At 65.6% G+C, this 12,098-nt stretch carries 11 protein-coding genes; 8 read left to right on the top strand and 3 right to left on the bottom strand.

What is annotated here, in order from left to right; translation table 11 throughout:
• The first annotated feature begins 142 nt into the window (after positions 1-142).
• From lepA to nagZ, 8 genes are all read left to right on the top strand, one after another.
• Positions 143-1,936, top strand: a complete 1,794-nt coding sequence (gene lepA / locus ACN8ZM_RS05825; RefSeq protein WP_043181988.1) for a translation elongation factor 4 — start codon at positions 143-145, stop codon at positions 1,934-1,936.
• A gap of 16 nt (positions 1,937-1,952) precedes the next feature.
• Positions 1,953-2,846 carry a signal peptidase I gene (gene lepB, locus ACN8ZM_RS05830; protein ID WP_043181990.1) on the top strand — a complete coding sequence of 298 codons (894 nt, stop codon included), beginning with the start codon at positions 1,953-1,955 and terminating at the stop codon, positions 2,844-2,846.
• A 153-nt stretch (positions 2,847-2,999) separates the two neighbouring features.
• Positions 3,000-4,226, top strand: coding sequence for a ribonuclease III (rnc, locus tag ACN8ZM_RS05835; protein ID WP_420210745.1), 1,227 nt, complete (start codon positions 3,000-3,002; stop codon positions 4,224-4,226).
• 60 nt (positions 4,227-4,286) lie between these two features.
• Entirely contained in the window at positions 4,287-5,186 is a 900-nt protein-coding gene (era, locus tag ACN8ZM_RS05840) for a GTPase Era (protein ID WP_089450159.1), read from the top strand.
• Entirely contained in the window at positions 5,173-6,009 is an 837-nt protein-coding gene (recO, locus tag ACN8ZM_RS05845; protein WP_043181996.1) for a DNA repair protein RecO, read from the top strand. Before era ends, recO begins: the two co-directional genes overlap by 14 nt.
• Positions 6,006-6,782 carry a pyridoxine 5'-phosphate synthase gene (gene pdxJ, locus ACN8ZM_RS05850; protein ID WP_031400031.1) on the top strand — a complete coding sequence of 259 codons (777 nt, stop codon included), beginning with the start codon at positions 6,006-6,008 and terminating at the stop codon, positions 6,780-6,782. The genes recO and pdxJ overlap by 4 nt, the downstream gene beginning before the upstream one ends.
• A gap of 72 nt (positions 6,783-6,854) precedes the next feature.
• Positions 6,855-7,283: a holo-ACP synthase gene (gene acpS / locus ACN8ZM_RS05855; protein WP_043181999.1), complete on the top strand. Its 429-nt coding sequence runs from the start codon at positions 6,855-6,857 to the stop codon at positions 7,281-7,283.
• Between the two features lie 16 nt (positions 7,284-7,299).
• The gene (nagZ, locus tag ACN8ZM_RS05860) at positions 7,300-8,328 is read left to right on the top strand and encodes a beta-N-acetylhexosaminidase (protein WP_043182001.1); all 1,029 of its coding nucleotides are present in this window, start codon (positions 7,300-7,302) and stop codon (positions 8,326-8,328) included.
• 189 nt (positions 8,329-8,517) lie between these two features.
• Here nagZ and ACN8ZM_RS05865 read toward each other — a convergent pair whose 3' ends face one another.
• The 3 genes from ACN8ZM_RS05865 to earP all read right to left on the bottom strand — a co-directional run bounded on the left by ACN8ZM_RS05865 (position 8,518) and on the right by earP (position 12,050).
• On the bottom strand, positions 8,518-9,903 hold the full coding sequence (locus ACN8ZM_RS05865; RefSeq protein ID WP_043182004.1) for a sigma-54-dependent transcriptional regulator: 1,386 nt from the start codon (positions 9,901-9,903) through the stop codon (positions 8,518-8,520).
• Positions 9,904-10,172: 269 nt separating this feature from the next.
• The gene (gene efp / locus ACN8ZM_RS05870) at positions 10,173-10,730 is read right to left on the bottom strand and encodes an elongation factor P (RefSeq protein ID WP_011351421.1); all 558 of its coding nucleotides are present in this window, start codon (positions 10,728-10,730) and stop codon (positions 10,173-10,175) included.
• Positions 10,731-10,856: 126 nt separating this feature from the next.
• On the bottom strand, positions 10,857-12,050 hold the full coding sequence (gene earP / locus ACN8ZM_RS05875; RefSeq protein ID WP_420210746.1) for an elongation factor P maturation arginine rhamnosyltransferase EarP: 1,194 nt from the start codon (positions 12,048-12,050) through the stop codon (positions 10,857-10,859).
• Positions 12,051-12,098 lie beyond the last annotated feature (48 nt).

The following is a 12,098-nucleotide window of genomic DNA, read 5'->3' on the forward strand; positions in this document are numbered from 1 at the left end:
CCTCGGCGGGCCACCGCGCGGCGCGGCGTCCGAAATCCCGCCCGGCGAAGGCCTTTTCGGCTAAAATAAGCCGTTTTTTCACCGACTTACAAGGCGTGCTCCGCGGTCGTCGAGCGCGCCTTTTTCGCTTGATCGGCACTGAATGGATCATATTCGCAATTTCTCGATCATCGCGCACATCGACCATGGCAAGTCGACGCTCGCGGATCGCATCATCCAGGTATGCGGCGGCCTCGCCGACCGTGAAATGGAAGCGCAAGTGCTCGACTCGATGGATATCGAGCGCGAGCGCGGCATCACGATCAAGGCGCAGACAGCCGCGTTGTCCTATCGCGCGCGCGACGGCAAGGTCTACAACCTGAACCTGATCGACACGCCGGGGCACGTCGACTTTTCGTACGAAGTCAGCCGTTCGCTGTCCGCGTGCGAAGGCGCGCTGCTGGTCGTCGATGCGAGCCAGGGCGTCGAGGCGCAGACGGTCGCGAACTGCTATACGGCGATCGAGCTCGGCGTCGAGGTCGTTCCCGTGCTGAACAAGATCGACTTGCCGGCCGCGAACCCCGAGAACGCGATCGAGGAGATCGAGGACGTGATCGGCATCGACGCGACCGACGCGACGCGCTGCAGCGCGAAGACGGGTCTCGGCGTCGAGGACGTGCTCGAGTCGCTGATTGCGAAGGTGCCGCCGCCGAAGGGCGATCCGGCCGCGCCGCTGCAGGCGCTCATCATCGACTCGTGGTTCGACAACTACGTCGGCGTCGTGATGCTCGTGCGTATCGTCAACGGCACGCTGCGTCCGAAGGACAAGATCAAGATGATGGCGACCGGCGCGCAGTATCCGGTCGAGCACGTCGGCGTGTTCACGCCGAAGTCGCGCAATCTCGAATCGCTGTCGGCCGGGCAGGTGGGCTTCATCATCGCCGGCATCAAGGAGCTGACGGCCGCGAAGGTCGGCGACACCGTCACGCATGTGGCCAAGGCCGCTACCGAGCCGCTGCCGGGCTTCAAGGAAGTGAAGCCGCAGGTGTTCGCGGGGCTGTATCCGGTCGAGGCGAACCAGTACGACGCGCTGCGCGAGTCGCTCGAGAAGCTGAAGCTGAACGACGCATCGCTGCAGTACGAGCCGGAAGTGTCGCAGGCACTCGGGTTCGGTTTCCGCTGCGGCTTCCTCGGGTTGCTGCACATGGAAATCGTGCAGGAGCGGCTCGAGCGCGAGTTCGACATGGATCTCATCACGACCGCACCGACGGTCGTCTACGAGGTCGTGCAGAGCGACGGCTCGACGATCAAGGTCGAGAACCCGGCGAAGATGCCGGAGCCTGGTCGTATCGTGGAAGTCCGCGAGCCGATCGTCACCGTGAACCTGTACATGCCGCAGGATTACGTGGGCTCGGTGATCACGCTGTGCGAGCAGAAGCGCGGCTCGCAGATCAACATGCAGTATCACGGCCGCCAGGTGCAGCTCACGTACGAGATCCCGATGGCCGAGATCGTGCTCGACTTCTTCGATCGCCTGAAGTCGGTGTCGCGCGGCTATGCGTCGATGGACTACGAGTTCAAGGAATACCGTTCGTCGGACGTCGTGAAGGTCGACATGCTGATCAACGGCGACAAGGTCGATGCGCTGTCGGTCATCGTGCACCGTTCGCAGTCGCAGTACCGCGGTCGTGAAGTCGCCGCGAAGATGCGCGAGATCATCCCGCGCCAGATGTACGACGTGGCGATCCAGGCCGCGATCGGCGCGCACATCGTCGCGCGCGAGAACATCAAGGCGCTGCGCAAGAACGTGCTCGCGAAGTGCTACGGCGGCGACATCACGCGAAAGAAGAAGCTGCTCGAAAAGCAGAAGGAAGGCAAGAAGCGGATGAAGCAGGTGGGTTCGGTCGAGATCCCGCAGGAAGCGTTCCTTGCAATCTTGCGCGTCGAAGACAAATAACAGGACTGATCCTTTTATGAATTTTGCGCTGATTCTTTTTGTGCTCGTCGTCTTGACGGGCGTAGCGTGGGTGCTGGACAAACTGGTGTTCCTGCCGCGGCGACGCAAGGCGGCCGACTCGGCGATCGAGGAGTTCGATCGCCAGCAGTCGCGCATCGACAAGCGTTTCGCGGATGAAAACGCCGTGCAGACGCGTTCGAAGCTGCGCGACGAGAAGCTGCGCCAGCCGTGGTGGCTGGAGTACACGGCGAGCTTCTTCCCGGTGATCCTGGCGGTGTTCGTCGTGCGTTCGTTCGTCGTCGAGCCGTTCAAGATTCCGTCGGGCTCGATGGTGCCGACGCTGCTCGTCGGCGATTTCATCCTCGTCAACAAGTTCGAATACGGGCTGCGCCTGCCGGTCACGAACACGAAGATCACGCAGGGCAGCCCGCTGTCGCGCGGCGACGTCGTGGTGTTCCGTTATCCGAAGGACGAGTCGGTCGACTACATCAAGCGCGTGATCGGCCTGCCGGGCGATACCGTCGCGTATCAGGACAAGCAGCTCACGATCAACGGCCAGCCGGTGCCCGAAGCGCCGCTGCCCGATTTCTTCGACGACGAGCGCCAGAATTACGCGAAGCAGTTCGAGGAAACGATCGGCAACAAGAAGAACGCGATCCTCAACAACCCGGCCGTGCCGCCGTTCGTGATGGGCGCATACGATTATCCGTTTCGCGACAACTGCACGTACAACAGCCGCGGTGTGATCTGCAAGGTGCCGCCCGGTCACTACTTCATGATGGGCGACAACCGCGACAACAGTGCGGACAGCCGCTACTGGGGTTTCGTGCCGGACCAGAACATCGTCGGCCGCGCGTTCTTCATCTGGATGAACTTCAGCGATCTGAAGCGCATCGGTTCCTTCAACTGATCGCATTCGACTCACTCGCACTACGCGATGCACGGGCCGCGTCGCGTAGTGCCGAACTACTTTAAGAACCGGCGGTAACACCGCCTCGTCACGCCTTTTCGTGTCCGGCCGTGCCGTTTCGGCCCGACCGGCGCCCGCGTTATACTCCTGCACATGCCCCTATCCCAGTTGGAAAGCCGGCTGCGCTACGAATTTCGCAATGCGGAATTGTTGCGCCAGGCTTTGACCCATCGTAGTCACAGTGCCACGCACAACGAACGGCTCGAGTTTCTCGGCGATTCCGTTCTGAATTGCGCGGTGGCCGCCCTTTTGTTCCAGCGTTTCAGCAAGTTGGACGAAGGCGATCTGTCGCGCGTACGCGCCAACCTCGTCAAACAGCAGTCGCTGTACGAAATTGCTCAGGCCCTGAATATCTCGGACGGGCTGCGGCTAGGCGAGGGCGAGCTGCGCAGCGGCGGGTTCCGCCGCCCGTCGATCCTCGCGGACGCGTTCGAAGCCATCATCGGGGCCGTATTCCTCGATGGCGGCTTCGAAGCCGCCCAAGGGGTCATCAAGCGCCTCTATATCCCGATTCTCGACCACATCGATCCGCGCACGCTCGGCAAGGACGCGAAGACGCTGCTGCAGGAATACCTGCAGGGGCACAAGATCGCGCTGCCGACTTACACGGTGGTCGCGACGCATGGTGCGGCGCACAATCAGCAATTCGAAGTCGAATGCACGGTGCCGAAGCTCGACGTGAAGGTGTCGGGCTCCGGTGCGAGCCGGCGCGCGGCCGAGCAGGCTGCCGCGAAGAAGGCGCTCGATGAAGTGATGGCGGCCGCGCCGATGCTGGCCACCAAGCCGAAGCGCTCGAAAAACGCGCGCGGGTCGAAGCATGTCGAACCCGAAATCGTGCCGGGCGTGAAGGGCGTGCAGGAAGCGCTCGATCTGCGCTCGCCGGAGCGGAAGGAACGCGCGGCGGCGCGCGAGGCGAGGGCAGCCGGTGTGGCGCCCGCGGCATCCACGGCGACCGGTACCGAGCCGGCCGCGGCGCCGATGGCCGCGATTCGCGCGGCGCATGTCGACGCGGCGGCGGAGAAGGGCGAGCGGGCGGCGAAGCCGGCGGCCGACAAGGTTGCCGACAAACCGGCCGAGCGCACCGACAAGGTTGCGGAGAAGCCCGCGGAAGCCGTACCTGCTGCGCGTGCAGCCGACAAGCCGGCTGGCCAGGTGGCCGATCCGGCGGCGGCGTCCGCCGACAAGACTTCCGCCGGTACCGACCCCGCTTCGCGCGCGGCTGTGCGCACACGCGACGCCGCGGCGCCGGATTCCGAGACGCCGCCGGGCGGCGCGAGCCTCGCTGCCACACAGGCGCGCGTGGCCGATGCCGACCACTGAATTGCCCATCGATCGTGCCGCGCGCCGCGCGGCCGTTTCCGAACCTGTCTCCCAAACGATATGAACACTCCCGCTCCTACCGGTTTCCGTTGCGGCATGATCGCGATCGTGGGCCGCCCGAACGTCGGCAAGTCGACGTTGATGAACGCACTCGTCGGCCAGAAGATCAGCATCACGTCGCGCAAGGCGCAGACGACCCGCCACCGCATCACCGGCATCAATACGTTCGACGACGCGCAATTCGTGTTCGTCGACACGCCGGGCTTCCAGACCCGCCACAGCACCGCGCTGAACCGTTCGCTGAACCGCGCGGTCACGTCGACGCTCACGTCGGTCGACGTGATCCTGTTCGTGATCGAGGCAGGCCGCTTCGGGCCCGACGACCAGAAGGTGCTCGACCTGATTCCGCCCGGCATGCCGACGCTGCTGATCGCGAACAAGATCGACCGCGTGACCGACAAGGCGACGCTGTTCCCGTTCATGCAGCAGATGAGCGGGTTGCGCGAATTCACCGAACTCGTGCCGCTGTCGGCGCAGCGCCCGGAAGACATCAAGCGTCTGCTGGACACGATCAAGCCGTACCTGCCGGAAGGCGAGCCGATCTACGGCGAGGACGAACTCACCGATCGCAGCTCGCGCTTCCTCGCAGCTGAAATCCTGCGCGAGAAGGTGTTCCGCTGGACCGGCGACGAACTGCCGTACACGAGCACCGTGCTGATCGACAAGTTCGAGGAAGAAGGGCGCCTGAAGCGCATCTTCGCGACGATCCTCGTCGAGCGCGATTCGCACAAGGCGATGGTGATCGGCAAGAAGGGCGAGAAGCTCAAGCAGATCAGCACCGAGGCGCGGATGGACATGGAGAAGCTGTTCGACGGCCCCGTGTACCTCGAGACCTTCGTGAAGGTGAAGAGCGGCTGGGCCGACAACGAGGCAGGGCTGCGCGCCTATGGGTACGAATGACGCGCTGACGTCGACCGAAGACGCGGTGACGGCCGGCGCGAACGACGCGCCGCTGCCGGCACCGCCCGAACCGCCGCGCAAGGCGCGGCGCGCGACGTCTCGCACGTCCGATTTCCGCGTCGCCGAGCAGCCGGCGTTCGTGCTGCACAGTTACCCGTATCGGGAAACGAGCCTGATCATCGACGTGCTGACGCGTGATCATGGCCGGCTCGCGCTCGTCGCGAAGGGCGCGAAGCGCCCGCACTCCGCATTGCGCGGCGTCCTGCAGACCTTCCAGCCGCTACTGCTGTCCTGGTCGGGCAAATCCGAGGTGCGCACGCTGACGGGCGCCGAGTGGGTCGGCGGGATGCTGCCGCTCGGCGGCGACGGGCTGCTGTGCGGCTTCTACGCGAACGAGCTGCTCGTGAAATTCTGCGCGCGCGAAGATCCCCAGCCGCCGCTCTTCAATCACTACGTGCTGACCCTCACGCGCCTCGCCCACGGCGAGCCCGCGGTGCAGGTGCTGCGCTCGTTCGAGCGCGTGCTGTTGCGCGAGACCGGCTACGCGATGGCGCTGAACCGCACGGTCGCGCGCCGCGCGGTCGAGCCCGACCGCCGCTACGTGTTCGATCCCGAGCGCGGCGTGCGCAATGCGGACGACGAAGTCCCATCGCACTGGCCGGTGATTTCCGGACAGACGTTGCTCGATATGGAGCAGGACGATTACCATCGAGCCCAGACGGTTGCGCAAAGCAAGACGCTGATGCGCTTCCTGCTGAACACCTATCTCGGCGGTACGCCGCTTGCCACGCGTCAGATCCTGATCGACCTGCAAAACCTATGAGCTTCTTCCTGACAACGCCCACCGCCATCGACCTCGGCGTGAACATCGACCACGTCGCGACGCTGCGCAATGCGCGCGGCACGACCTATCCCGATCCGATCCGCGCGGCACTGGCCGCGGAAGAAGCCGGTGCGGATGCGATCACGCTGCACCTGCGCGAGGATCGCCGCCACATCGTCGACGCGGATGTGCGCAAGCTGCGCCCGCTGCTGAAGACGCGCATGAACCTCGAATGCGCGGTGACGGCCGAGATGCTCGATATCGCATGCGAAGTGCGCCCGCACGACGCGTGCCTCGTGCCCGAGAAGCGCGAGGAGCTGACGACCGAAGGCGGTCTCGATGTCGCCGGCCACTTCGAGGCCGTGCGGGCGGCATGCAAGCAGCTCGCCGATGTGGGCGTGCGCGTGTCGCTGTTCATCGACCCGGACGAGACGCAGATCCGTGCCGCGCACGAAGCGGGCGCGCCGGTGATCGAGCTTCACACGGGCCGCTACGCCGAAGCGCACGACGAAGCCGAGCAGCAGCGCGAATACGAGCGCATCGTCGCGGGCGTTCAGGCCGGCGCGCAGCTCGGCCTGAAGGTCAATGCCGGTCACGGGCTGCATTACACGAACGTGCAGCAGATCGCTGCGATCGACGGCATCGTCGAACTGAACATCGGCCACGCGATCGTCGCGCATGCGATTTTCGCGGGCTGGGACAACGCGGTGCGCGAAATGAAGGCGATCATGGTCGCCGCGCGCGTTGCCGCGCTGCATGGCGGCGCGCGCTGAAGATGACATGCCGCCGCGCGTCGCGCGTCATGCCTGACCCGGCCCGGCCGGGTCGCACCGGCGCGTACTGACATGGCGATCTACGGCATCGGTACCGACATCGCCCAGGTGAGCCGCATCGCGGCCGTGCTCGAACGCACGGGCGGCCGGTTTGCCGAGAAGGTGCTGGGCCCCGACGAACTGCGTGTGTTCCATGCGCGCCGCGCCCGCTCCGAGGTGCGCGGCATCGCGTTCCTCGCGACGCGCTTTTCCGCGAAGGAAGCGTTCTCGAAGGCGATCGGGCTCGGCATGCACTGGCCGATGACGTGGCGTGCGCTGCAGACCCTCAACCACCCGAGCGGCGAGCCGTACGTGGTCGCGTCGGGCGAGCTGGCCGACTGGCTGGCCGCCCGTGGCATCACGGCGCGCGTGACGGTCAGCGACGAACGCGACTATGCGGTGTCGTTCGTGATCGCCGAGACGGATGCGGCGCCTGCACCAGTTTCCCGAACCTCCTCCTGACGGAATTCCCGATTCAATGAAAACGACTCCCGGCCCGGTCATGCTCGACGTCGTCGGCACGGCCCTGTCGCGCGACGATGCGCGGCGCCTCGCGCATCCGAATACCGGCGGCGTGATCCTGTTCGCGCGGCACTTCCAGAACCGTGCGCAACTGACCGCGCTGACCGACTCGATCCGCGCGGTGCGCGAAGACATCCTGATCGCCGTCGATCACGAAGGCGGGCGCGTGCAGCGGTTCCGCACCGATGGCTTCACGGTGCTGCCCGCGATGCGTCGCCTCGGCGAGCTGTGGGATCGCGACGTGCTGCTCGCGGCGAAGGTCGCCACGGCCGTCGGCTACATCCTGGCCGCCGAGCTGCGTGCTTGCGGGATCGACATGAGCTTCACGCCCGTGCTCGACCTCGACTACGGGCACTCGAAAGTGATCGGCGATCGCGCGTTCCATCGCGATGCGCGCGTCGTCACGCTGCTCGCGAAGAGCCTGAACCACGGGCTGTCGCTCGCCGGGATGGCGAACTGCGGCAAGCATTTCCCGGGGCACGGCTTCGCGGAGGCCGACTCGCACGTCGCGTTGCCGACCGACGACCGCACGCTCGACGCGATCCTCAAGCAGGACGTCGCGCCGTACGACTGGCTCGGCCTGTCGTTGTCCGCGGTGATTCCCGCGCATGTGATCTACACGCAGGTCGACAAGCGGCCGGCCGGTTTCTCGCGCGTGTGGTTGCAGGACATCCTGCGCGGGCGGCTCGGCTTCACGGGCGCGATCTTCAGCGACGACCTGTCGATGGAAGCCGCGCGCGAAGGCGGCACGCTCACGCAGGCGGCCGATGCCGCGCTCGCGGCCGGTTGCGACATGGTGCTCGTCTGCAACCAGCCGGATGCGGCCGAGGTCGTGCTGAACGGGCTGAAAGCGCGGGCAACGGACGAGTCGGTGCGACGCATCAAGCGGATGCGCGCGCGCGGCAAGGCGCTCAAGTGGGACAAGCTGATCGCGCAGCCCGAGTATCTGCAGGCGCAGGCGCTGTTGAGCAGCGCACTGGCCTGAGCGGGGAGGGGATGGCGCGGTGCGCGTCATTCCGGTCACCGAAACAAAAAGCCGCGCAATCGCGCGGCTTTTTTATGGATTGCTGCCGCCGTGAACCCGGCAGATTCGGGAATCAGGCCAGTCGGTGACGTGAATTAATGCGCAACTAACGGTCAGATCCTCTCAGCGCCTGCCTGCATCGCCGCCCGCTCAGTTCACCTTCATCCGCTGCAGCTTGTTGTACAGCGTCTTCGGGCTGATGCCGAGCAGCGTTGCCGCGCGGTGGCGCGTGCCGCCGACTGCGTCGAGCGTCGCGCGGATCAACAGATCCTCGACGTCGGACAGCGGCGTGCCGACCTTGATCTGCACGCTGCTGCCGTTCAGCGCGGCGCCGGCCGAGAAGCTCGGTTCGCCCGCGCGCAGCGTCTCGATGAAATCGCCCGATGCGTCGTACGCGAAGCGCACGCGTTCCTGCAGCTCGCGCACGTTGCCCGGCCATTCGTAGGACAGGCATTCGCGCACGAAGCCCGGCGCCGCGCGCTTGTCGGTCGTGCTGCGGCCGGTTGCGCGCGCTTCGCGGTTCAGTTCGTCGATCAGTGCGTCCGCGATCGCGAGCGCGTCGCCGTCGCGCTCGCGCAGCGGCGGCATCGTGATCGACGCCGCATCGAGGCGCAACCACAGATCCTCGCGCAGCGTGCCGTTCGCGACTGCTTCGCGCGCCGGGCGGCGCGTGGTCGCGATCAGCCGGAAATCGCTCGTGATCGAGCTGGTGCCGCCGATCCGCATGAAGTTCTGCGAATCGAGCGCATGCAGCAGCGCTTCCTGCAGCACGAGCGGCAGCGCGGTGATTTCGTCGAGGAACAGCGTGCCGCCGCCGGCCTGCTCGAACAGGCCCGATTCGCGGCGCTCGGCGCCGTCGAACGCGCCGCGCTCATGGCCGAACAGCACGCTGTCGAGCGATGCGCCGTGGCGGCCGGCCTGCGCGATGGTCCGGCAGTCGAACGACACGAACGGCCCCTTGCGGCGCCGGCTCAGGTCGTGCAGCGTGCGCGCGGCCAGCTTCTTGCCGGTACCGGCTTCGCCCGAGAACAGCACGGCTGTTTCGGTGCGCGCGTTGTGCTCGATCATGTCGTACACGTGCTGCATCGCGTCGCTGCGGCCGACCAGCGCGCCGAAGCGGCCGAGATGGCGCAGCGAGGCGCGCAACGACTGCACTTCGTCGATCAGTTCGTACGGGCGCGGGATCCGCGCGAGCAGGCTGCGCAGGCGCGGAATGTTGATCGGCTTCAGCAGGTAATCCCAGATACCGTGACGCAGGCCCTCGATGGCGCTTTCGACCGTCGCATTGCCCGTCAGCACGATAACGGGCAGCGAGCCGTTCGGCTGTTGCTGCGGCAGGTGCTGGAGCAGGTCGAACCCGCTGCCGTCCGGCAGGTTCAGGTCGACGAGCACGACGTCGGGAATGGAGCGGCCGAGCGCCGTGCGCGCTTCGGCGAGCGACGTGGCCGTGTCGACCGAGAAGCCGTCCGCGGCGAGCAGCGCGGTGAGGCCGGACAGACTGTTGGGATCGTCTTCGACAATCAGGGCGTGTGGCATGGTGGACGCGAGTCGAGTCAAGAGAGGCGGGCTGTCGGCCAACGGGGCCGCAACCGCATGTCAGATTAAAAACTGATTTTATGCCCCGCTGAACGCGTAACGAGCATTATTTCTCCGGCGCTATAAAACAGTTACCGATGATACAAATTGAATATCTTTACCGGTGGATTTTGTGCTTTACATGAGCCTGACACCCGCCCGGTTGTTGGCGCCGGACAAACAAAAAGCGCCCCGAAGGGCGCTTTGTTCGATGCGGGTACTGCTGGCGATTACGCGCGGCTGCGGTATTCGTTCGTACGCGTATCGATTTCGATCTTGTCGCCGGTGTTGCAGAACAGCGGCACTTGCAGTTCGAAGCCCGTTGCGAGCTTGGCGTTCTTCAGCACCTTGCCCGACGACGTGTCGCCCTTGACTGCCGGTTCCGTGTAGGTGATCTCGCGAACGAGGACCGTCGGCAGTTCGACCGAGATGGCCTTCTCGTTGTAGAACACGACTTCGCAAGCCATGCCGTCTTCGAGGTAGTTCAGCGCTTCGCCCATCATTTCCGCTTCGACTTCGAACTGGTTGTAGTCGGCGTCCATGAACACGTACATCGGATCGGCGAAGTACGAGTACGTCACTTCCTTGCGGTCGAGCACGACGACGTCGAACTTGTCGTCAGCCTTGTAAACCGCTTCCTGGCCTGCGTTCGTCAGCAGGTTCTTCATCTTCATCTTGACGACGGCGGAGTTACGGCCCGACTTGTTGTATTCGGCCTTGGCGATGACCCATGCGTCGCTGCCGATCTGCACGACGTTGCCTACGCGGAGTTCCTGTGCGGTTTTCATAAAAAACTGTCCTGATCAAATCAAATAAATAGGTGCCTGAGCGTTGCGCAACGGCTGACGGTGCAAGCGTGCGTTCCGGTGGACGCCAAAAGCGAGCGCTTGCCTGGTCAGCCGTCGGATAACCGCTTATTTTAACTGAGATTTTGCATATTCCGCCAGCTTTCCGGCGAGATCGCCAACGGCCGCGAGCGCATCGGCCCAGCGGGCCGCGTTGGCGTCCAGTGCGACGCGGTGCTGCCAGAAATCGGCCCAGTCGGGCGTGCCGACGCCGTTCCAGGCATGCCAGAACCGCTCGAGTGCCGCGCGCGGCGCGTCGGCGAGGCCGGCAGACAGGTGCGCGAGCGCGGCATCGAGCTTCGGCAGGTGCACGTCGTCGGCCTGCGGGTAGATGTGCCACACGAACGGCTTGCGTGCCCACTGCGCCCGGACGAACGAATCCTCGCCGCGCACGAAATTGATGTCGGCCACCCACAGCAACGGATCGTAGTCGGCCTGGGGGACGAACGCGAGCCCGTGAGCCGTCAGGTTACCGCTGTTCGCATGCGTGCCCGCGCCGAACGACTCGACCCCGAAAAAGCGCGCGACGGCAGGCGACACGCGGCCGGCCGGCACGAGTGCGACGACCGGCGACGGGCCGTCGCGCCACTGCGCGAGCAGCGCGTCGACGGCCGGATTCTCGTAGGCGAACAGGCTGACGACCGTGGTGCCGGGGGGCGGCGGCGGGCTGCCAGTCGCGTGCCGCCACCAGGCGTCTTGCGCCGCGGCGTCGGTTTCGAAGGCCGTGCGGCGCGTATCGAGATCGTGCTCCTTCAGGACGCCGCCGGTGCCGGCCGACAGGCCGGGGAAGAAAAACGTCTTCAGCAGCGGGTAGCGCGGATGCGGCGACGGCCGCAGATGGAAATCGGCGACCCAGTCCTCGGCGCTCAGGTATTCGAGGTTGATCCACACGGGGCGACGGGCGCGGCGCGCCATCGCCGCGAGATACGCGCCGGGCAGCTCGCACGCGAACGCTTCGATCACGACATCGGCGATCTCCAGCGCGTCGCCGACTTCCGCATGCCAGTGCTCGACCACGATCGTGTCGACCGTCTGCCGCCCCGCGTCGGGATCGACCCCGGGCAGCAGGCGCGCGAACGTGCGCAGGTCGTCGACGAACAGGCGAACCTGCCAGCCGTGCTCGTGCGCGAGCTGGCGCGCGACGCGCCAGCAGACGCCGATGTCGCCGAAATTGTCGACCACCGTACAGAAGAGGTCGCAGGCGATCGGTTCGCCCGGCGGGAGCGGTGCGGCGGGCAGGGGGGCAGCGGTGGTGCGTGGCATCGAAGCGGGGCGGTGAATGCTCTAAACTGGCGATTCTAATAGACCCGT

The sequence above is a fragment of the Burkholderia aenigmatica genome (assembly GCF_048627025.1).
GTDB classification, from domain to species: Bacteria; Pseudomonadota; Gammaproteobacteria; order Burkholderiales; family Burkholderiaceae; genus Burkholderia; species Burkholderia aenigmatica.

Excerpts from the sequence above, each read along its gene's own strand:
- recO (WP_043181996.1), top strand. The coding sequence starts at position 5,173 with ATGGGTACGAATGACGCGCTGACGTCGACCGAAGACGCGGTGACGGCC.
- era (WP_089450159.1), top strand. The coding sequence starts at position 4,287 with ATGAACACTCCCGCTCCTACCGGTTTCCGTTGCGGCATGATCGCGATC.
- earP (WP_420210746.1), bottom strand. The coding sequence starts at position 12,050 with ATGCCACGCACCACCGCTGCCCCCCTGCCCGCCGCACCGCTCCCGCCG.
- ACN8ZM_RS05865 (WP_043182004.1), bottom strand. The coding sequence starts at position 9,903 with ATGCCACACGCCCTGATTGTCGAAGACGATCCCAACAGTCTGTCCGGC.
- nagZ (WP_043182001.1), top strand. The coding sequence starts at position 7,300 with ATGAAAACGACTCCCGGCCCGGTCATGCTCGACGTCGTCGGCACGGCC.
- efp (WP_011351421.1), bottom strand. The coding sequence starts at position 10,730 with ATGAAAACCGCACAGGAACTCCGCGTAGGCAACGTCGTGCAGATCGGC.
- acpS (WP_043181999.1), top strand. The coding sequence starts at position 6,855 with ATGGCGATCTACGGCATCGGTACCGACATCGCCCAGGTGAGCCGCATC.
- lepA (WP_043181988.1), top strand. The coding sequence starts at position 143 with ATGGATCATATTCGCAATTTCTCGATCATCGCGCACATCGACCATGGC.
- lepB (WP_043181990.1), top strand. The coding sequence starts at position 1,953 with ATGAATTTTGCGCTGATTCTTTTTGTGCTCGTCGTCTTGACGGGCGTA.
- pdxJ (WP_031400031.1), top strand. The coding sequence starts at position 6,006 with ATGAGCTTCTTCCTGACAACGCCCACCGCCATCGACCTCGGCGTGAAC.
- rnc (WP_420210745.1), top strand. The coding sequence starts at position 3,000 with ATGCCCCTATCCCAGTTGGAAAGCCGGCTGCGCTACGAATTTCGCAAT.